16 protein-coding genes are annotated in these 21,260 nt (G+C 63.0%); 7 read left to right on the top strand and 9 right to left on the bottom strand.

The features are described 5' to 3' along the window. The first annotated feature begins 9 nt into the window (after positions 1–9). The 5 genes from M5C56_RS13685 (at position 10) to M5C56_RS13665 (ending at position 6,258) form a co-directional block, all read left to right on the top strand. The gene (locus M5C56_RS13685; RefSeq protein ID WP_177099618.1) at positions 10–906 is read left to right on the top strand and encodes a GlxA family transcriptional regulator; all 897 of its coding nucleotides are present in this window, start codon (positions 10–12) and stop codon (positions 904–906) included. Between the two features lie 137 nt (positions 907–1,043). Continuing rightward, a complete protein-coding gene (locus M5C56_RS13680; RefSeq protein WP_103494511.1) occupies positions 1,044–3,023 on the top strand; it encodes an NAD(P)/FAD-dependent oxidoreductase in 1,980 nt (659 codons plus the stop codon). Between the two features lie 112 nt (positions 3,024–3,135). After that, positions 3,136–4,032: a nitrilase family protein gene (locus M5C56_RS13675; protein WP_103494510.1), complete on the top strand. Its 897-nt coding sequence runs from the start codon at positions 3,136–3,138 to the stop codon at positions 4,030–4,032. An 11-nt stretch (positions 4,033–4,043) separates the two neighbouring features. Further along, positions 4,044–5,189, top strand: coding sequence for a hypothetical protein (locus M5C56_RS13670; RefSeq protein ID WP_103494509.1), 1,146 nt, complete (start codon positions 4,044–4,046; stop codon positions 5,187–5,189). Between the two features lie 85 nt (positions 5,190–5,274). Continuing rightward, positions 5,275–6,258, top strand: a complete 984-nt coding sequence (locus M5C56_RS13665) for an asparaginase (RefSeq protein ID WP_103494508.1) — start codon at positions 5,275–5,277, stop codon at positions 6,256–6,258. A gap of 149 nt (positions 6,259–6,407) precedes the next feature. Here M5C56_RS13665 and M5C56_RS13660 read toward each other — a convergent pair whose 3' ends face one another. Then, complete coding sequence (locus tag M5C56_RS13660) at positions 6,408–7,376, bottom strand: helix-turn-helix domain-containing protein (protein ID WP_247263165.1); 969 nt, start codon at positions 7,374–7,376, stop codon at positions 6,408–6,410. Between the two features lie 71 nt (positions 7,377–7,447). Here M5C56_RS13660 and M5C56_RS13655 point away from each other — a divergent pair, with 71 nt between their 5' ends. Beyond that, positions 7,448–8,233 (top strand): MBL fold metallo-hydrolase, encoded by a 786-nt coding sequence (locus tag M5C56_RS13655; protein ID WP_103494506.1) that lies wholly within the window; start codon positions 7,448–7,450, stop codon positions 8,231–8,233. Positions 8,234–8,276: 43 nt separating this feature from the next. On the opposite strand, the gene zapE is transcribed toward M5C56_RS13655, so the two are convergent. The 3 genes from zapE to M5C56_RS13640 all read right to left on the bottom strand — a co-directional run bounded on the left by zapE (position 8,277) and on the right by M5C56_RS13640 (position 11,461). After that, positions 8,277–9,371 carry a cell division protein ZapE gene (gene zapE / locus M5C56_RS13650; protein ID WP_103494505.1) on the bottom strand — a complete coding sequence of 365 codons (1,095 nt, stop codon included), beginning with the start codon at positions 9,369–9,371 and terminating at the stop codon, positions 8,277–8,279. A 90-nt stretch (positions 9,372–9,461) separates the two neighbouring features. After that, complete coding sequence (locus M5C56_RS13645) at positions 9,462–10,817, bottom strand: tryptophan--tRNA ligase (RefSeq protein ID WP_103494504.1); 1,356 nt, start codon at positions 10,815–10,817, stop codon at positions 9,462–9,464. 14 nt (positions 10,818–10,831) lie between these two features. After that, positions 10,832–11,461, bottom strand: coding sequence for an alpha/beta hydrolase (locus M5C56_RS13640; RefSeq protein WP_103494604.1), 630 nt, complete (start codon positions 11,459–11,461; stop codon positions 10,832–10,834). 149 nt (positions 11,462–11,610) lie between these two features. On the opposite strand from M5C56_RS13640, the gene M5C56_RS13635 reads away from it, so the two are divergent. Then, positions 11,611–12,045, top strand: a complete 435-nt coding sequence (locus tag M5C56_RS13635; RefSeq protein WP_103494503.1) for a DUF1043 family protein — start codon at positions 11,611–11,613, stop codon at positions 12,043–12,045. Between the two features lie 82 nt (positions 12,046–12,127). On the opposite strand, the gene M5C56_RS13630 is transcribed toward M5C56_RS13635, so the two are convergent. The 5 genes from M5C56_RS13630 to M5C56_RS13610 form a co-directional block, all read right to left on the bottom strand. Next, positions 12,128–12,973 (bottom strand): OmpA family protein, encoded by an 846-nt coding sequence (locus M5C56_RS13630; RefSeq protein ID WP_103494502.1) that lies wholly within the window; start codon positions 12,971–12,973, stop codon positions 12,128–12,130. Between the two features lie 97 nt (positions 12,974–13,070). Further along, on the bottom strand, positions 13,071–13,715 hold the full coding sequence (locus tag M5C56_RS13625; protein WP_103494501.1) for an MBL fold metallo-hydrolase: 645 nt from the start codon (positions 13,713–13,715) through the stop codon (positions 13,071–13,073). A 44-nt stretch (positions 13,716–13,759) separates the two neighbouring features. After that, positions 13,760–15,049, bottom strand: a complete 1,290-nt coding sequence (locus M5C56_RS13620) for an MFS transporter (RefSeq protein WP_103494500.1) — start codon at positions 15,047–15,049, stop codon at positions 13,760–13,762. 42 nt (positions 15,050–15,091) lie between these two features. Continuing rightward, a complete protein-coding gene (locus tag M5C56_RS13615; RefSeq protein WP_247263180.1) occupies positions 15,092–19,378 on the bottom strand; it encodes a CHASE domain-containing protein in 4,287 nt (1,428 codons plus the stop codon). Positions 19,379–19,495: 117 nt separating this feature from the next. Beyond that, on the bottom strand, positions 19,496–21,190 hold the full coding sequence (locus tag M5C56_RS13610) for an EAL domain-containing protein (protein ID WP_103494499.1): 1,695 nt from the start codon (positions 21,188–21,190) through the stop codon (positions 19,496–19,498). Positions 21,191–21,260: the final 70 nt, after the last annotated feature.

The following is a 21,260-nucleotide window of genomic DNA, read 5'->3' as shown; positions in this document are numbered from 1 at the left end:
TTCTTCCACCTGGCCAGCCTGCGCTACGGCAAACAGCTCGGCCATGGACTCACCAAGGCCTTCGAGACCCGCCTGGTCAGCCCCGACGGCAAGCCGGTGTGCAGCTTCAGCGATGTGATCCTGCCGGTGGACGGCGGCCTGGAAAATGCCGATGTGATCATCCTGCCGGCGTTCTGGGACGACTTCGAAACCCTCTGCCGGCGCTACCCCCAGGTCATGCCCTGGCTGCGCGAGCAGCATGCCCGCGGCGCCGTGCTCTGCGGCGAGGCCACCGGGGTGTTCTGGCTGGCAGAAGCCGGCCTGCTCGATGGCAAGGAAGCGACCACCTACTGGCGCTTCTTCAACGCCTTCAGCGAACGCTACCCCAATGTCCAGCTGAACCAGGACAAGCACCTGACCGACGCCGACAACCTCTACTGCGCCGGCGGCACCACCTCGGCCTGCGACCTCTATATCTACCTGATCGAACGCTTCTGCGGGGCCAACGTCGCCCAGGCCGTGGCCCGCGATATCCTCTATGAAGTCCAGCGCAGCTACGCCCCGGGGCGTATCGGCTTCGGCGGCCAGAAGCTGCACCAGGACGTGATCATCCTGCAGATCCAGCAATGGCTCGAAGAGCATTTCGCCGACAAGTTCCGCTTCGAGGATGTCGCCCGGGAACACGGCATGAGCATTCGCAACTTCATGCGCCGCTTCCAGACCGCCACCGGCGACAAGCCGTTGCACTACCTGCAACGCTTGCGCATCGAGACCGCCAAGGGCCTGCTCTCGGGCACCCGTAAAAGCATCAAGACCATCAGCTATGAAGTCGGCTATGACGATGCCAGCTTCTTTGCCCGACTGTTCCGCCAACACACCGAACTGTCGCCCAACCAGTATCGCCAGCAGTTCCAGCAAGCGGCGTGAAGCCCGTGCGCCGTTTTCGACACTAAACGAAAGCGGCGCGCAACCTTGCATAATTAATTACCACAGCGCCCTGCCCTCGCCTTCGTAGACTCGCTCCGGCAATCACTACCGATTGCCACTGACAAGGAGCGTCGTACATGCCTATTGGATTGGCTCAACAGCAGCCCTCATTCCCTACACCGACGGTGGAACCCCAGCGCGCCTGGCGCGCCCGTTTCCCCAACCCGCCGGACCTGTGCTTCGACTACCGCCGGTTGGTCGAGCAACCCGGCGGCGTCGCCCGCGCCACGGACCGCGCCCACCGGATCTGCATCATCGGCGCCGGCGTCACCGGCCTCAGCGCGGCTCACGAGCTGCTGCGCTGCGGCTTCACGGACATCACCCTGCTCGAACAGTCCCGGCGCATCGGCGGCCGGCACCTGACCGTGATCGACAAAAGCCAGCCCGCCACCACCGGTTCCACCCCCTTCGAAATGGGCGCGATGCGCCTGCCGTACTTCAACCGCGAGGGCGAGGCACCGCTGCAAGGGCGCTCCGTGCTCGCGCACTACACCGAGCAGTTCAACCTGCGCCTTTCGGATTTCGCCAACCCCGGCAGCGCCCAGGTCAGGAGCACCGGGATTTTCCTCCGCGAGGGCCTGCTGGAGGGGCAGGAAACCCCGCGGATGCTGATCTGGGACAACCGCGACGGGCAGACCCCGCCACCGGGAAAACTGCTGAAACAGGTCCACGAAAAATGGCGCCTGTTCGCCGAGCGCATGACCCGCCAGGTCGAGGCCCACTACGCCAGCGACGGCTGGGAAGACCTCTGGGCGGCGATTGTCCGGCGTTATGAGAGCCTGTCGTTTCGCAACCTGGTCACGCTGCCGGCCATCAGCCACTGGCATGCGGACGACCCGGGCAATTTCGGCGGCGTCGGCATGAGCGCCGAAGAGTCGGCGATCTTCTATGCCATCGGCATCGGCGACGGCAGTTGGGGCGCGTTCTATGACGCCTGCAGCCTGTACCCGATCCGCACCGCGATCTTTGGTTTCAGCCATCGCCTGCAATTGATGCACGGCCGCGTCGATGAGCACGGCAATCCGCTGCCGTCGCCGCATCTGCAGGCCGGCACGCTGCTCGACTGCAACGGCCTGGCCTTCGATGCCCCGCGCTACCTGGGTGTCGCCGCCCTGGACGAATGCCTGTTGTTCATGCCGGTCGAAGGGCGTGGCCTGTCCTTCTACGAACATTGCCGACAGCGCGGTGCCGGGTTCGCCACCCAGGCCCAGGTCAACGGCCTGAGCAAACTGCCCAACCAGCAGATTCGCGTCGACTACGCCTGGCAATGGGACGATCCGCAACGCCGCGAGCTGCGCAGCGAGGTCTTCGACTCGGTGATTCTCACCCTGCCGTCCTGGTTGATCGAAACCACCGTCGAGCTCAAGGGTTTCGACGAGCGGATGCTGCCGTTCCACATCCGCAGCGCCTACAAGACCGCCCACTGGGAAACCAGCTGCAAGGTGTTTGCGCCGCTGAAAAAAAGCTTTTTCACCGAGCCCCACGGCATCCCCCAGGCGCTGGTCACCGACAGCCTGATCCACGACATGTACACCTATAGCTACAACGACACCTATCCGTATGACTGCATCCTGCTGAGTTACACCTGGGAGGACGATGCAACCAAACTTGCGCTGTTTTCGGACCAGGAGCTGGTGGAAAAATGCGTCGGCGAACTGGATCGGATCCTGCTGCACGCGAGCAATATCAATCAGCGGATCTCGCCCTATATCGATACGCAAAAGGCCGCGGTGCATCGCTGGATGAGTGATCGTAATGCCCTGGGAGCCGCCAAGCTCTATCGCCCCGGCACCTATTACGAAGCCATCGATCTGATGAACTACAACCGCCACTACTCCGCCCGCTCCGGGCTCTACCTGTGCGGCGAATCCTTTTCAGTCGACGCCGGCTGGACCGAGCCCTGCCTGCGGGGCGCCCTCGATGCCACGATCCATCTGTGCCAACGCACCGGTGCAATATTCAATGGAGGTTTCAGCTTGAAGCACTACCCCGAATACAGCGGGCGACCACCCGCCAACAACCCACCAACGGCGTTCAGTATTCCCAGGGCGGTCTAGGAAATACCCGACTGACTTACCGGAGGGCCACCGACATACACCACTCATTGAATAGCTTCTCATAGGTTCATCAACCCATTCGGGTTGAATAACAAGAATGAGAGCACCTCAAATGAATGAATCTCGCCCCGCTGTCAGTCCCGTACGCGTTGCCGTCGTGCAGTTCGATCCTCAGGCTGGTGTTGCCCACACCCCGTATAACCTGGACCGCAGCCTTGCGCTGGCGGGCCAGGCGGTGCGCGGCGGCGCCAACCTGATCGTGCTGCCGGAACTGGCCAACACTGGCTACAGCTTCCAGAACCGCCAGGAAGCCTTCCTCCACGCCGAAGCTGTACCGCAAGGTCCCAGCGTGCAGGCCTGGGTAAATTTCGCACAAGAGCATCGGATTTACCTGGCGGCCGGCGTCGCCGAATGTGACGGGGTGCAGTTGTTCGACACCGCGGTGCTGGTGGGCCCGGACGGGTTTATCGGCAAGTACCGCAAGGCGCATTTATGGAACGAGGAGAAGCTCTGGTTCACCCCGGGGGACCTGGGCTTTCCGGTTTTCGACACACCCATCGGGCGGATCGGCCTGCTGATCTGCTGGGATATCTGGTTTCCCGAAGTACCACGCCTGTTGAGCCAGCAGGGCGCGGATATCATCTGCAGCCTGAACAACTGGGTCTGGACCCCGCCGCCGCTGTTCGACGAGACCGGCAAATGCATGGCCTCGTACCTGACCATCACCGCGGCCCACGTCAATAACGTGTTTATCGCCGCGGCCAATCGCGTCGGCAGCGATCGCGGCGAGCGCTTCCTCGGCTGCTCGCTGATCGCCGGGACCAACGGCTGGCCCCTCAGCGAGGTAGCCTCGCCCATCGATGAGGCCGTGCTGTTTGCCGATATCGATCTGGTCAGCGCCCGCAGCGCGCCGATCTGGAACAGCCTGAACGACCTGCCCAGGGACCGCCGGACCGACCTCTACGACGGTATGCTCGGCTACCTCCGCCATCCTTCCCTGCCGCGCTGAAGGAGGTCGGGATGAACACTGTCTCCAACCCGAGCCGGCTCGTCGGCCTGCTCGGCCTGGGCCTGATCCTGCTGGTCTGGCTGAGCCTGCCCTTCGGCGGGTCCGGCTACCTGCATATGATGGACAACCTGCCCGCCCCCGGTGCCTGGCTGCGCTGGGTGCTCGGCGATATCAGCGAAATGGCTTTCTACAAACATGAGCTGGCTTCGTTGGGCCTGCTGGCCGGTGCCGGCCTGGCCCATTGGGCCCATCGCCGGGGCAAGGCCTGGCAGGGCTTTGCCATCTGCTATGGCAGCGGCCTGTGGCCCTGGCTGATCGGCAGTTCGCTGCTGGGCCTGCTGCTGAGCAACCTGCTGTGGGGCTGGAGCGTGCCGCGTTATGGCTGGCAACCGACGTTCGCCGCCTTTGTCTCCGTTCCCGCCGCCACCGTGCTGCTGTTTGGCCCGGGGATGCGGATCGCCGTCAGTGGTGCGGTCATGGGGGCGCTGCTGGTCACGCCGTTATGTTTGCTGCTGGTCAACTTTGTCTGCAATCCGTTGAACCTGCCGGCGGTGATCGGCAATGTGCTGGGGATGGCTCTCGGCAGCGTGATGGCCTTTACCCTGTGTCGGCGTTGGCCGGCACTGGTGAAACCGGAACCGGCGATGGTCACCGCACCAGCGCCTGTGCCGAAAGCCAGTAATCACGGGCTGGTCTGGGGCATGCGCCGGGTACTCGCCGACTTTTCCGAAGCGCCGTTCTTCGGTAACGAATGGGCGAGCCTGGGATTGCTGTTGGGGGTATTGCTGGCCTACGGGCTCAACCCCGCCGGGCCAGCCTACGGCTCGGACCTGCTGCTGCCGATACTCGCGGCCCAGGCCCTGGCGTCGGCCATCGGTGTGATGGTCTGGCGACAGCAATGGATTGCGCGGGGTTGGTACCCGACCTATATCCCGATTGTCTCCGTCGCCCCGGCCGCCGTGCTGATCCATGGCGGCGGAACACTGGTGGTGATCGCCAGCGCCCTGCTCGGCGCCTTGATCGCACCGCCGCTGGCCGTCGTCCTGTCGCGGCGGGTCCCGGGGCATATGCACCCGTATATCGGCAATGTGCTGTCGATGGCGCTCAGCACGGCACTGATCGTGCCGCTGCTCGGCGGGTTGCTCAGGCTGGTCTGAATCGAACAGCGCTTTTCCCTCCACCCGGCGGTACTCTGGTGCCGCCGGCATCGCCTCTTCCCGACCTTTTATCAGCGAGAGCTCCATGTCCTTGCCTCAACTTTCCATCGCCGCCCTGGGCGGCACTGTCAGCATGCAAGCCGCCCGCCCGGACCAGGGCGTGGTGCCCAGCGTCAACGGCCAGGCCCTGCTGGAGCGGGTGCCGCTGCTGGCGACTCTGGCCCGGACCCACGTCGAGACCCTGTGCCTGCAACCCAGCGCCTCGCTGGACTTCGACTTTCTGCTCGGTGTCCTCGACTGGGCCAGGCATCAAGTCGAACAAGGCGCCAGCGGCGTGGTGGTCACCCAGGGCACCGACACCCTGGAGGAGACCGCGTTCTTTTTCGAACTGCTCTGGGATCGCGAGGAGCCGCTGGTGCTGACCGGGGCGATGCGCTCAGCCGCCGAGATCAGCGCCGATGGTCCGGCGAACCTGCTGCATTCGGGCTTGGTTGCCCTGTCGAGCACCAGTCGCGGGCGTGGCGTGCAGGTGGTGCTTAATGGCCAGGTCCACGCCGCGAGCCGTGTGCGCAAGAGCGATGCCCTGGCATTGGAAGCCTTCAGCTCACCGGTGTTCGGCCCCAATGGTCTGATCATCGAAAATGCCGTGCGCTATCTGCACGCCCAAAACCCGAGAAAAATCTTGCCGCCGCCGGCGCGTACCGGGCAACGGATCGCGCTGCTCGAAGCGTCGCTGTCGGCCGATACGCTGATACTGGAGAAGCTGCTGGAGCTGGGCTACGACGGACTGGTGATTGCCGGTTTCGGCGCGGGTCACGTCAGCGAAAATTGGGCTGAGGCCATTACGCCGTTGGCGTTGAAGATCCCGGTGGTGATCGCCACACGCACCGGGGCTGGTTCAACGGCGAGCCATTCTTATGGCTTTGCCGGCAGCGAAATTGACCTGATCCAGCGCGGCGCGCAGATGGCGGGGTTTCTGTGTCCGCGCAAAGCGCGGATTCTGTTGTGGCTGCTGATGAGCTGCCAGCGAAGCAGCGAACTACCGGAGTACCTGCGGCATTTCGGATAAGCCCTGTAGAAGTCAAGACCGCCAGAAGCTTCGCGGGCAAGCCCTGCTCCTACAGGTCCATGCCGTACAAAAGATCTGTGTCCGACGCTGAGCTTGGCTTGTCGGGACGCCGCATCGCAGCGAAGAGGCCCTCAACGCCGCCCAAACTGCTACCGGTACTCAAGCGGGGTCAAGTCGGTCAGTTCCTTGAACATCCGCCGCAAATTCGAATCACTGCTGAACCCCAAATCAGCACTGATGGTATTGACCGCCGTGGACGTCAGCATCAGCCGCTCACTGACCTGGTTGAGCTTGATACAACGCGCATAGGCCGCCACCGCAACACCGGTTTCCGCACTCACCCTGCGCGCCAACGTGCGCGGGGACAAACCCAACTGCTCCGCCAACCGCTGCACGGTGATCTGCTCCGCCGGCGATTGTTCAACGCACCGGTGCAACTGCCGCAACAACGAACTCGACTGCTCGATCAGGCTCATCGCCGCAAAGGCCGGATGCGCCTGGACCGGACGCGCCAACACCATCAATTTGGCCAGGTCGTGAAACAGCTCCTGACCGATCGCCCGCTCGATCAACGCCTGCGCAATCGGCAAATAGCCCGTCACCCCGCAAGCCGTCGCAGTCGACGGATTGATCACCCAGTGACGTTGGCTCTGCCAGTCCACCTTGGGATAACGCTGAGCCATGGCACCCGCCAGCCACCAGGTCACAGTCGCCGCCTGCCCCTCCAGCCGCCCGCTCGCGGCGATCAGGCAGACACCCGTGCAATAACTCCACAACTGCACCCGCTTCGAACAAGCCGCCAAGGCCAACACCAAAGCGTTGTTATCGCTCACGACCTTCTCGACCTGCCGGGAAGACTCGGCCCAGAAGCCGGCAATCAGCAGCGCATCAACGTCCGTCTCCGACAAGGCCTGGGACACCTGCAACGACACACCACCGGCACACGCCACCGGGCCTGCCTGCAAGGCGACAAACACGGTTTCGAAGAGCGTCTGCGAAGCGCGACGGTTGGCGGCATACAAAAGATCGGCAAAGGCCAGCAGCCCCGACGGTATGCAACCCGGGTACAGCAGCAATCCAATTCGAAGAGGCCGGCTCATGGCAGAAACTGAATCCATTATGTCCAATCCCGCCATTCTGCGTGACCGCCCGGTCGAACACAATGCAACCTCTTCCCAGAGGTATGAGCATGCACATCCATCAGCTACGCAATGCGACGATTATCCTGGAGTTCGGCCGCCATCGTATTCTGGTCGACCCGATGCTCGCGCGTAAAAACGCCCTGCCATCGTTACGCGTATTTCGCGCCAGGAACCGCAACCCGCTGGTCGAATTGCCGGTATCGGCCACGGAGGCACTCCAGTCGGTCACCCATTGCCTGATCACCCATTGCCAGAAAGGCCACTTCGATCACCTCGATCGCGCCGCGAAAAAATGGCTGCGCGACACCGGCACACCGGTGATCTGCACGCCCCACGACGCGGCCTATCTGGCCACCCACGACCTGAACGTGCAGCCGCTGCCCAGCGATCACGAACACCCCAGCCCCTTCCTCGATGGTCAGATCCGTACGGTTCGCTGCACCCACGGCCAGGGACTGGTGGGCAAGCTGATGGAACATGGGGTGGGTTATCTGATTGAAATGCCCGGCGAGCCCAGTCTCTATCTGAGCGGCGATACCCTGCTCACCCCGACCGTCAAGGCGTTCGTCGCCGAGCATCGGCCACAGTTATCCGTCGTGCCGGCGGGCGGCGCGCGTTTCGATCTGGGCGGGGACATCATCATGGGCATTGAAGAGGTGATCGAGTTCACCCAGCGGTCAGCGGGCCTGGTGATCGCCAATCACCTGGAAGCCCTCAGCCACTGCCCGGTGAAACGCCGCTCGCTGGCCGACGCGGCGCAGTTGGCCGGCGTCGAAGCGCGCCTGCTGATTCCCAGGGATGGAGAGGTCTTGACCTTCCCCACCACCGGCTAACCCCGAACACAGCGCGGCTCGTGGGCCGCGCCGGGGATCGCGATTAAGGCTTGTGCGCCCGCGACAGGAACTCGTGGGACTGCATTTCCAGCAAACGGCTCAAGGTGCGCTGGAACTCGAAGTTCAAACGCCCGCCGGTGTAGAGATCCTTGAGTTCCACTTCCGCCGAGATGATCAGCTTGACGTTGCGGTCGTAGAATTCGTCGACCATGTTGATGAATCGACGGGCGATATCATCGGTGGTGACGCTCATCTGCTCGACACCGCTGAGCAACACGGCATGGAAGATCTTGCCCAGTTCGATGTAGTCGTTCTGGCTGCGCGGGCCGTCGCACAGTTCGCGGAAGTCGAACCAGGCCACGTCGTCGCAGGTACGGATCGCGCGGATCTCGCGATTCTCGATCATCAGTACGTCGTTCTCGACGGCCTGGGTGCATTCCGGCGTCAGCGCGCGGAAGCTCTTGCGCAGGCTTTCCTGGGCCGCTTCGTTCAGCGGAAAGTGGAACAGCTCGGCCTGCTCCAGGTGCCGCAGGCGATAGTCGACGCCGCTGTCGACGTTGACGATCTCGGTGTTCTGCTTGATCAGGGCGATCGCCGGCAGGAAGCGCGCGCGTTGCAGGCCGTCCTTGTACAAACCGTCCGGCACGATGTTCGAGGTGGCCACCAGGGTCACGCCGTTCCTGAACAGCTCTTCCATCAAGGTGCCGAGAATCATCGCGTCGGTGATATCGGAAACGAAGAACTCGTCGAAACAGATCACCCGGGTCTCGGCGGCAAAGCGCTTGGCGATCAGGGTCAGCGGGTTTTTCTCGCCGGTCAGGGTCTTCATTTCTTCGTGCACCCGCTTCATGAAGCGGTGGAAGTGCGTGCGGGTCTTTTCCTTGAACGGCAGCGCTTCGAAGAAGGTGTCCACCAGGTAGGTCTTGCCGCGACCGACGCCGCCCCAGAAATACAGGCCCTTGACCGGCGCCTGGTCTTTCTTGCCGAACAGTTTGCCGAGCAGGCCCGGCTTGTTCTGCGAGGCCGCGATCAGGTCGTCGTACAGGCGCTGCAAATGGCGCACTGCCGTTTCCTGGGCCGCGTCGTGAAAGAACTCGGGGCGTTTCAGATCAGCTTGATATCGTTCTAGGGGCGTCATAATTTCGTTAGCAAGGTAACAAAAACGGGCCGTCACTTTAGCGACGGCCCGTGGGAATGGCAATCAACCCTTGGTCGGGAAGGCCTCGAATCAATCCTGTGCCGGGGTCAACGCGACCCGCAACGCCTCGATGGCCGCGTCACGCGACACTTCGTCGGCGAACTCGGCGCTGTCGGCCACGCACTCGCCTTCCAGCCAGACGCTGAAACGCCCGGCCTCGCTGCGAATATCCAGGGCCTGGCCGGCTTGCAATTGCTTGGTCACCGCACCGGCGGCCTTGCCATCGGCAAAGTGCCGCGACAGCAGCAGTTGTTCGCCATCGGCGGCCAGCAGGCGGAAACGGAAACTGCCGTCGTCTTCCCGGAAGCTGACAAAACGCGCAGCCTTGGCGGCTTTCTTTTTGCTGCTCGCGGCCACCTGGGTCTGGTTGACGAAGGAGCGCAGGCCCACCGCCTCGCGCAGCTCGCCGAGGAACGGGGTGGCGACGCTACGGGCTTTCTTCGCCCCGGCCTGGAGAATGTCTTCCAGGTCCGACGGACGGGTGATCAGCTCGTGATAACGCTCGCGGGCCTCGCCCAGATCGTTGTCCAGCAGGGTGAACAGGCGGCTCTTGGCTTCGCCCCAACCGAGGCCCGCCAGCAGCTCGCCACGGAATTCGGCAGCCTGCGCCGGGGTCGAAAACGCCTGGAACAGGGTGAACAGGTGCGAATTGTCCGGGTCCTTGGCTTCGCCCGGCGCACGGGAGTCGGTGACGATCCGCGAGATCGCCTCCTTCATGTCCTTGGCGCTGCTGAACAACGGGATGGTGTTGTCGTAGCTCTTGGACATTTTCCGGCCATCGAGGCCCGGCAGCGTGGCGACGCTTTCCTCGATCAGTGCTTCGGGCATGACGAAGAATTCCTTGCCCTGGCCGAACAGGTGGTTGAAGCGCTGGCCGATGTCGCGGGCCATTTCCACGTGCTGGATCTGGTCGCGACCGACCGGCACCTGGTGGGCGTTGAACATCAGGATGTCGGCGGCCATCAGCACCGGGTAGCTATACAGGCCCATGGTGATCCCGGCATCCGGGTCTTCGCCGCCTTCGACGTTCTTGTCCACCGAGGCCTTGTAGGCATGGGCGCGGTTGAGCAGGCCCTTGGCGGCGACACAGGTCAGCAGCCAGGTCAGCTCGGGGATTTCCGGGATATCCGACTGACGATAGAAGGTCACGCGGTCCACATCCAGGCCACCGGCCAGCCAGGTCGCGGCGATTTCCAGGCGCGAGCGCTGGATGCGCAGCGGGTCATCGCACTTAATCAGGGCGTGGTAGTCGGCCAGGAAGTAGAACGAATCGGCGTTGCTGTCGCGGCTGGCGAGGATCGCCGGGCGGATCGCGCCGGCGTAGTTGCCCAGGTGCGGCGTGCCCGTGGTGGTGATACCGGTAAGGATGCGCGTACGTGTGGTCATGGAGGGTCGCTTGTTCAATTCGAGAGGCGCGGCAGGATCAGATCCTTGAGATCGGTCAGCTTGCCGTGGAAAAAGTGTCCGCATTCTGCCACTTTCAGCAGCTCATGGGGACGTTCCAGCGCGGCGGACCAATCATAGACAAGCTGCGGATCGATGACTTCGTCGGTTTCCGGCTGGATCAGGGTCAGCGGACAGTTTTCCGGCAGACGGTCGACCGCCTGCAAACGCATGACCGCCGCGGCCACCAGGAACAGGTGCTGCAAGGTCTGGCCCTGGGCTTCCAGGCGACCGCCGAGGCTCGCCGCGACAAAACCGCCGAAGGAAAAACCGAACAGGGTCAGGGGCAAACCCGGGTGCCGTTCGAGCAGCCATTGCGCGGCGGCCTGGGCGTCATCGACTTCGCCGTGGCCCATATCGTGGCTGCCGGCACTGGCGCCGACGCCGCGATAGTTGAAGCGCAAAGTGATCAGGCCGGCATCGCGCGCCGTGCGCTGCAGGGTCGAGACGACCTTGTTAAGCATCGTGCCGCCCTGCACTGGATTGGGGTGGCAGATCAACGCCAGGCCCCGTGGTTCGGGGATATCCAGGTACAAGGCTTCCAGTTGGCCGACAGGGCCATCGATCAATACAGGGGTTTCACGCATCAGCAAGGAAGGAACTCCGTGACCTCTCAAGGGGTCGACTCGTCTAGCTAAAAGTCTGTGCCTGACATGACTGCGACCTTAAGATCGCGGTATACAGCGCAGGTCCGAGCCGTTAACGTAAAGCAAAGCCGTTTATAGAGGAAGGACTCGTGGAACACTCGCTCTTAGTTTGGTTGTTGCCGACTCTTGCCCTGGTTGCCGGTGTCGCCATTGGTTTCCTGGTCGCCCGTCTGGTCCCGAGTGCCGCTCCAAGCAGCACGCAGCGCCAGTTGGACGATATCCAGGAACGTTTCGACAGTTATCAGAACGAAGTGGTCACCCACTTCAACAGCACCGCGAACCTGGTGAAAAAACTCACCCAGAGCTACCAGGAAGTGCAAGACCATCTCGCCGAGGGTGCCAACCGCCTGGCCCTCGACGAACAGACCCGCCAGCGCCTGCTCGCCGCCCTGCACGCCGATGCGGTACAGAGCCCTCGGGAACGCCTGACGCCACCGCGCAGCCAGGAGCCGCCACGCGACTACGCCCCCAAGGCGCCCAATGCGCCCGGCATGCTGGATGAGCACTACGGCCTGAAAAAATAAGCCGGTTTCCAGCGCTATTAAAAAGCCCGCCCGATCAGTGATCGGGCGGGCTTTTTTTTACACCTGGGGTTCAGTCAGGCAATCAAGGGTATTGCTGCACCGGCTGACCGTATTGCTGGCCCTGCTGGTATTGCGGCTGACCTTGTTGCTGGTACTGTTGGCCCTGCTGCTGGTACTGCGGCTGGCCTTGTGGCGGATACGGCTGAACTTGAGGCTGACCTTGCGGCTGGCCGTAGTTCTGACCGGGAATCGCCTTCAGGTTGACCTCCACCCGACGGTTCTGCGCCCGACCGTTGACATCGGCGTTGCTGGCCACCGGATTATCCGGACCGGCACCGCGCGCCGAGAGGTTGGCCCCGCTGACCCCCTGGGAGGTCAGGTAGTTGGCAACGCTCTGGGCCCGGCGTTGGGACAGATCCATATTCAACTGGCGGCTGCCGGTGCTGTCGGTATAGCCGACGATTTCGATCTGGTTCTGGTTGAACTCCTTCAGGGAGTTGGCCAGGTTGTTCAACGGCTGATAGAAACTGCTGGCGATCGCATCGGAGTTGGTGGCGAAGGTAATGTTGCCGGGCATGATCAACTTGATCTGATCACCCTGGCGCTGCACCTGGACCCCGGTATTGGCCATGCTCTCGCGCAGTTTCTTTTCCTGCTGGTCGGCGTAGTAGCCATAACCGGCACCGGCCAGACCGGCCAGGGCACCACCGACCATCGCACCCTGGCCATGGTTTTTGTGGTTGATCAATGCACCGGCCGCGGCACCGGCCAGCACACCGATACCGCCGTACTTGGCGGTATTGCTCAGGCCCCCGGAGCTCGGTTGCTGTTGTGCCTGCCCCTGGCTGTCATACGGGTTTTGCGAGGCACAGCCGGACACGAGAGCGACGGCGGTAGCGAGGATAATCAAGCGACGCGAGGTGAACATGAATCAGGCTCCTACTCATTTAAGGTGCAACAGTCGTTGACAATAGACCCCTGCACGCCTTGGAACATGACGAATGGCAAAAATTCCATGAAACTTTTCAGCCGCGCACAAAAGGGTTCTCACGCATCTCCTCGCCCAGGTGGGTGTCGGGGCCGTGCCCGGTGACCACCGTCGCCTCTTCGTCCAGGGTGTACAGGCGCTGCTTGATCGAACGCACAATCGTGGCCTGGTCGCCGCCCCACAGATCCGTGCGCCCAATCCCGCGACGAAACAGCGTGTCACCGGCAATCAGCAGTTTGGCCTCGGCAAACCAGAAGCTCATGGAGCCCGGGGTATGCCCCGGCGTATGCAGGGCCACCCCGCAGCCGCAGGCCAATTCCTCATCATCGGCCAGCCACTGGTCCGGTGACGGCACCGGTACGTAAGGCACACCGAACAGGTTGCATTGCATTTCCAGGTTGTCCCAGAGGAACTGGTCTTCCTTGTGCAGGTGCAGGGTCGCGCCGGTTTTTTCCTTGAGTTGGCCGGAGGCCAGGAAGTGATCCAGATGCGCGTGGGTATGGATGATGCTGACCAGTTTCAGCCCATGGGCTTCGAGCCGGGCGAGAATCAGTTCCGGGTTGCCGCCCGGGTCGACGACAATGGCCTTTTTTGTGATCGGATCGCCGATCAGGGTGCAGTTGCACTGCAAGGGACCGACGGGGAAGGTTTCGCGAATCAGGCTAGGTTTTGCAGCGTCCATAGGTGTTCACTGTGAAGTTAGTAGGGTTTGATTCAGCCCGGGGTTCATTCCTGCTGCTGGGGACAATACTGTGTCTGGCTTAATTCATCGCTGTTCACGCCGGCACGGCCACTGCCCTTGGGCACGAGCAACACCAACACACCAGCGATAACTTCTAGAATCCCACTCCCGACGATGACACTGCCCGGTTCGAAGCGCGCATAAAGTGCCGCGCCACACGCGCCGGCAATCAGGATCGAGGCCCCCATCGCGGCAAAACGCAGCCTGGCCAGACCGGCGATCTCGCTCTGCCTGAAGGTGGTTTGAATCAGCAGGATAAACGAGATATCGATCACCGGACCGCCAAGGGCCGCCAGACCGGCGCCGAACATCATGCCGGCCAGGACGTGCTCCGCCGGCAGGTACAGCACCGCCGCGCCAATGATCGCAATGCCCAGGCCATTGAGCACCGAACCGAAGCTGAAACCACCATACAGGCGACGGATCTGCAGGTTGCCGACGACAAAAATGCCGATCAGGTTGCCCGCGCCATAAGCCCCCATGATCAGGCCGTAGACCGCAAAGCCGTGGAAGCCAAAGCCCTGGATATCATACTTGACCACCGCCAGCGCCATGCCGATGGACATCCCCAGGCTCCAGGCGACGTTGCCCAACCCGGCACACACATACACCACCTGCATCCGCCGCCGGCCGACCAGGCTGCGCCAACCGGCGGCAAACGCGGCGCGCCGGCTGATCATTTTGGCCGGTTGACGCGGCAGGGCCTTGCCCAGTTTCATCAGCGCCCAGGCCGAGATCAGGAACGTCAGGCTGTTGAGGGTAAACAGCTGCTCCAGCGGAATCAGCAGGGTGATGGCCGCCGCCAGCATCGGCCCGATCACCCGCGCCACCCGGAGGATCACGTCGAACAGCGCGTTGACCGCCTGCAACTGCCCCGGCGCCGCGACAATCCGAGGGAGGCTGGCGCGCAACGCCGGTTCGAACAGGGAGTTGACGATCATCATCAGCATGACCGGTATCGCCAGGGTCCACAGGCTCATAAAGCCCAACGCCCAGGCCAGCATCGGTATCAGGGCAAACCCGGCGCGCACCAGATCAGCGCCGATCATCGTGCGTCGGTGGTCCCAGCGCTCGGCCCAGATCCCGCCCAGCAACGCTCCCGCCAATGCGGCCGTGCCGCGCAAGGCACCGAGCCAACTGGCATCGCTGCCCGCGACCTGCACAGCCATCCAGGCAACAGCAATCGCGAACAACTCATCACCGATGGCCGAGAGCGCCAGCCCTCCCCACAGCAAGGCCACCGGTCGCTGCAGTAAAGGTCTAAACAGTTTCATCAAGCATGCGAGTCCAATCCCTCTCCAAACCAGGACCAAGGCTCAAGAGAACGGCCCCGAAGCCACCTCCCTGGGCGAATCCCCTCGATACCCGGTGCCAAACGCCGTCTGCAACTGCTCGACACTGCGCACCAGCAGTTCCTTGAGTTCCGGCAACCATTGCGGGTCCTCCAGCACCCGCAGCACCGCCGCCGCATCACCATACATCAGCTCGCGTTCAAGGGCACTGGCACGCTGCGACAAGGCCCGCGCACCGACAGTGCCGGAACTGCCCTTGATCGCATGCAGCACCGCCGCCACCGCCGGCCCGTCGCGGTCCTGCAGGTGTGTCGGAAGCAACGCCAGGTGTTTTTCCAGCTCCGCGCCAAAGGTGTAAAGGACGGTGCAGATCAGTTCGAGATTGCCACCGAAGCGGCTCATGATCGAATCCCGTGGTTCGATCACCGACTCCGTCGAATACTGGTGCACCTCACTCATCATCAACGGCTGAGGCGCCTCGCGCCCGGTCTGGACGCGCAACTTCAGCACCAGTTGTTCAAGGTCGATGGGTTTGCTCACATGATCGTTCATGCCCGCCGCCATACAGGCCTCACGGTCGCTGCTGGAGGCGTTGGCGGTCATCGCCAGGATCGGCAACAGGGCAAAATGCGGGTGGCGACGAATCCGCCGCGTCGCTTCCAGGCCATCGATGTCCGGCATCTGGATATCCATCAGCACCGCATCGAACGGCGTCGACGCCGACATCACCTGGCTGACGCCCTCCAACCCACCTTCCGCCAGGATGACCTGGGCACCTTCGCCCCTCAGCAACTCGTCGGCGACCTGACGGTTGAGGACGTTGTCTTCCACCACCAGCAAGCGCAAGCCGGCCAGGCGCCGGGGCCTGACCGGCCCGGGCAAGGCCTCGGGTAGCGGCTCGCTGGTGCTGAAGGCACGTTGGACCGCATCGGCCAACTGCCGCGGCGTCACCGGTTTGGTGAGAAAGCCCACAAAGGGCGCATCGCCTTCGTGGTGTACATCCGCCAGGACCTCACGCCCGTAGGCGGTAATCATGATCACCATCGGTGGCGGCGCGGCCCGTTCCTGCAAACTGATCAAGCGGGCGGCGCTGAGGCCGTCCATATCCGGCATGCGCCAGTCCATCAGCACCACATCGTAGGGTTCGCCGCGTAATTGCGCTGCGCGCACGGCCTCGACCGCCGCCGTGCCACCGCTCACCGTGTCGGCGGTCCAGCCCAGGGAGCGCACGGTACGCAGCAGCAGCTCACAGGCCATGGAGTTGTCGTCGGCCACCAGCAGGCGCATCGTCGAATCGACACCGGGACAGGACAGCCGCAGGGCCTCCTCGCGGGCCACATCCAGGCTGATATCGAACCAGAACCGGCTACCGACCCCCACCTCGCTCTCGACCAATAACTCACCGCCCATCAGGCCGACCAGGCGCTTGCAGATCACCAGGCCCAGCCCGGTGCCGCCGAAACGGCGGCTGGTCGAAGCTTCCGCCTGGGCGAAACCGTCAAACACCCGCTGCAGTTGTTCGGCACTGATACCGATGCCGGTATCGCACACCTCGACCCGAACCTTCACCGAGCCCGGCAGGCGCTTCAACTGTCGGATACTGACCACTACCTGGCCCTGCTGGGTGAACTTCAGGGCGTTGCCGGCCAGGTTGATCAGCACCTGCTGCAAGCGCAGGCTGTCGCCCACCAGGCTGCCGGGCAGGTCGGAGTCCAGGTCGAACATCACCTCGACTTCCTTGCTGCCCTGGTTACCCGCGAGCACCACCGCCAGGTCGCGCATCAGCGGCTCGAGCTCGAAGGGGTGGGGGTCCAGGCGCAGTTTGCCGGCCTCGATCTTGGAGTAGTCGAGGATGTCGTTGAGCAGCCCGAGCAGCGATCTGGCCGCCGTCTGGGCCTTGACCACGTAGTCGCGCTGGCGGGCCTTGAGGTCGGTGTGCTGGACCAACTGCAACATCCCCAGCACCGCGTTCATCGGCGTGCGGATTTCATGGCTCATATTGGCCAGGAAGAACGACTTGGCCGCACTGGCGCTGTCGGCCTGGTTCTTGGCCCGCAGCAGATAGGACTCCAACTCGCGCTGGGCGGTGATATCGCGGTTGATACCGGTGACCCGCAGGGCTTGCCCCTGGGCATCACGCTCGACCTGGGCGCCGGCCTGAATGAAACGTATCCGGCCGTCCGGCGCCTGCACGCGGAAGATCGGGTCATACACGCCCTCCCCGGCGACGGCGGCCGCCAACTGCGCGGCGGCCGCCTCGACGTCCTCGGGGTGAACCCGCTCGTACCAGTGCGCATAGTTCAAGCCGTTATCACGCAGGGTCAGCGGCTGGCTGTAGAACTCGAACATCCGGTCGTTCCATTGCAAGCCATTGTCCGCCAGGGTCCAGGTCCAGATACCCAACTCGGCCACATCGGCGGCCATCAACAATTGATCCCGGATCACCCGGCTCGCTTGCAGACTCAACTCAAGCTGATGCTCGGCGGCCTTGCGCTGGGTGATATCGACGGCGATGCCCAGGTAACCGATCAATTGCCCTTCGTCGTCGCGCAGGGACGTCACCACCAGGCTGACCGGCACATGGGAGCCATCCTTGCGCACATAGGTCCACTCGCGGGTCTCCGAGTGTTCGAACTCCGGCTTGTGGGTAAAGACCCTGAAACCTTCGATGACCTGCCCATACTCAATGCTGAGCTCAGCCCCACGGCGGGTGACTTCCTGTTCGACATGAAGGAGTGCCGGCGTGGTCTTGCCCAGCAACTCTTCGGCGCGATAGCCGAGCATATGCTCGGCGCCTTCGTTGAACACACTGATCACATCGTCCAGATCGGTGGCGATGATCGACACCTCGGAGGCCGAACGCAGCACACTGCTGAACAGCAGATTGATCCGCCGCAGCTCCGAGGTGCGTGCCGCCACCTGCTCTTCGAGGCTGGAGTTGAGTTCGAGAATCCGCGCCTCGGCGGCCTTCTGCGCGCTGATGTCGCGAAGAATCTTGGAAACACCGACCACCCGACCGTGTTCGTCGCAGATGGGGGAAACATTGACCGACACATGGATATTGCAACCGTCCTTGCGCCGCCGCAGGGTATCGAAGTTGGTAATCGTCTCGCCGAGTGCGATACGCGCCAGGATATCGACCTCTTCCGGAGCCAGCTCGGGCGGTACGATCAGCTTCACCAGCGGCAGGCCCACCGCCTCCTGCGCGGTATAACCCAACAGCTTCTGCGCCCCCTTGTTCCAACTGGTCACCACACCTTGCAGAGTCTTTCCGATGATCGCGTCCGCCGAGCCCTCGACGATCGAGGCCAGCCGCGCCTGCTCGGCGATCACCTGCAGACGACGCTGGGAGCTGATCCCGGCAATGGCCGCGAGCGCGGCCAGCAGCAAGGTCGCCAGGACACCGAGGAAAAACACCACCGTTGGCGACACCAGGTGCAGGCGCTGGGCGAACAGCGGCAACGCCTCCAACTGGACCTGCCAGCGCCGACCGAAGATGTCGCGCTCCAGGGTTTGGGTCATCAACCCCACCGGCTGCGCTCCCGCCGCATAGCTCGTCTGGTAGAACTGCTCCTCCTTCCCCGGCACGGTAATGTCCGTGAGCCGCAGGTTCACGGCCTCGCTTTCCGGTAACAAACCGCCCAGCACACTCTCGATCAGCAAAGGTGCGTAGCCCCAGCCCACCACAGCCGCCTCGCGCTCCGCCTCGGTGGGCGGGACGATACCGTCCTTGTAGATCGGCAACAGGATCAGGAACGACTGTTCCGGGCTGCCCAACGCCTGTACCAGCGTGATCGGCGATGTGATGCGCGCGCTTGCGCTACGTGCAGCCCCCCGGGCTGCCTCGGCCCGGTCGGCCTCCGAGGCGATGTCCAGGCCGAAGGCCGCCGACTGGTCGGCGTTCGGCTCCAGGTACTGGATCACATAGAGGTCGCCGTCATGAGGCGCAAACTGGCGAATAGTGAAGTCCGGTGCACCATCGGCCCGGGCCCGGCGCACAAACGCATCCAGTTCCTGAACCGGTACCCGGCGGATAAAGCCGAACCCGCGGGCCCCGGGAAACTCCTTGGGCACGTCACGCATCTGGCTATAGCGGTGGAAAATCTCCCGCGTCATGCCATCCACGCCGGCGGTGATCATCGCGCCACGGGTACCGCGCAAGCCGTACTGGTAAAGCTGCAGCCGGGTCAACACCGACTGCACCGCGCTTTCGGCCTCGGCGTCGAGGGCTTCGCGGGTACGTTGCTCATTGCTATTGTGCAGGATCAGGCATCCCACGACCGTCGCCACCAGCCCAAGGGCCAGGATCATCGCGACACGCCCATTCAGGGCAGACAGGCTAGCTCGTTTCAACACTGGGGCTCCCTTGAGCAGTGCGGCGATCCCGAGGGTCGGGATATCGATCGGCGGCAACTGGCCCCACGGCCCTCATGCCGTTCGTGGCCATGAAGACAGGAAGGCGCATATCTGGGTAAACGGAATTGGTCGGCAATACAGATAGCCCTGCATGATCCGGCAACCCCGTTCCAGCAGGAGGGCGGCCTGTTGCGGGGTCTCCACGCCTTCGGCCACCAGTTCAAGGCCCAGTGCCTGCCCCAACTTGATGATCGCCTCGACAATGGCCAGGTCGCTCTTGTCGGTGAGCATGTCGCGTACAAAGCTCTGGTCGATCTTCAACACATCGATGGGAAACCGCTTGAGATAGGCCAGGCTCGAATACCCCGTGCCGAAATCGTCGATGGCCACATGCACGCCCAATTCCTTGAGCGCCACCAGGGTTTCGCGGGCGTTGTCGATGTCCCGGGCCAGGACCCCTTCGGTGATTTCCAGCTCCAGCCAGCGCGGCTCCAGGCCCGAGTCGAGGAGGATGCCCTTGACCATGCCAAGGAACGACTCTTCGCGAAACTGCACGGCGCTGATGTTCACACTGACGCAGATCGGATAGCCCAGCTCATGGAGTTTGCAGGTGTCCTTGCAGGCCTGGAGCAGCACGTATTTGCCGATGGGGATGATCAGCCCGGTTTCTTCGGCCAGCGGAATGAAGTCCGCCGGCGAGACCAGGTTGCCGTCGCCGTTGCGCCAGCGGATCAGTGCCTCCATGCCGACCACGCACTGGTCCTGGGCATCGACCTTGGCCTGGTAGAACACCTCGAACACCCCCTCCTCGATGGCCGCGCGCATATGCCGTTCAAGCAAGTGGCGGGCACGCATGCCGCTTTCGATACCGGGAGAAAAAAACAGGTAGCGGTTACGCCCGGCCAGCTTGGCCTGATACATCGCGGCGTCGGCATGTCGGTAGAGCGATTCGAGATCATCGCTGTCTTCCGGGAACACCCCGATGCCGATACTGGCGCTCAGGTCGTAGCGCGTGCCCTGCAATGAAAACGGGCTGGAAATGGCCGCCAGAACCTGCTCGGCGAAATCGCCCACCGCCTCGAAACCGTCCACCTCCGAGAGCAGGATGATGAACTCGTCGCCGCCTTGGCGACTGAGGGTATCCATGCCGCGCAGGAGCATCGACAGGCGCGTCGCCACATATTTGAGCATCTGGTCGCCAACCGAATGGCCCATGGAGTCATTGATAGCCTTGAAATTGTCCAGGTCCAGCAACAACATCGCCAGCCGCCCGTGATCGCGCCGGGCCATTTTCAGCGCCTGCTCGGCACGATCCTGCAACAGCATGCGATTGGGCAAGCCGGTAAGGGCGTCATGGTTGGCCAGGCGCTTGGCTTCGTTGCGCAGGGTGATATGAGCGTTGATATGCGCCCTGGCCACCGGGATATTCAGGGGTTTTTGGATAAAATCGATACCGCCGTAGCCCAGGGCCTGGAGCTCGTAATCGGCCTGGGCATGGGAGGTAACGAAAATCACCGCGGCGTCGGACAGCTTGGGATCGGCCTTCAGCGCCTTGCAGACCTCAAAGCCGTTCATGCCGGGCATCTCGATATCCAGCAGGACCACATCGGGACGGCATTGGCGTGCCACTCGCAGCGCTTCCTCACCACTGGTGGCGACATGCACCTGGGCCAGGTCCCGCACCGACTCGCGGAGAATCATCGCTTCGGTCGCCTGGTCGTCAACGATCAGGACAACCGGAGAGGGACTAAATGTGGACTCGCGCATTCCTTGCTCCCAGGCAATTCCTTTGTAATTCATGACCAAAGAGCGCTGACGTGGCGCCGTTCCTCCCCCC

This window comes from Pseudomonas sp. MWU13-2862, from assembly GCF_023242495.1.
GTDB classification, from domain to species: Bacteria; Pseudomonadota; Gammaproteobacteria; order Pseudomonadales; family Pseudomonadaceae; genus Aquipseudomonas; species Aquipseudomonas gingeri_D.
Note: the sequence above shows the minus strand (reverse complement) of the source record. Positions and strands in the feature narration are given on the sequence as shown.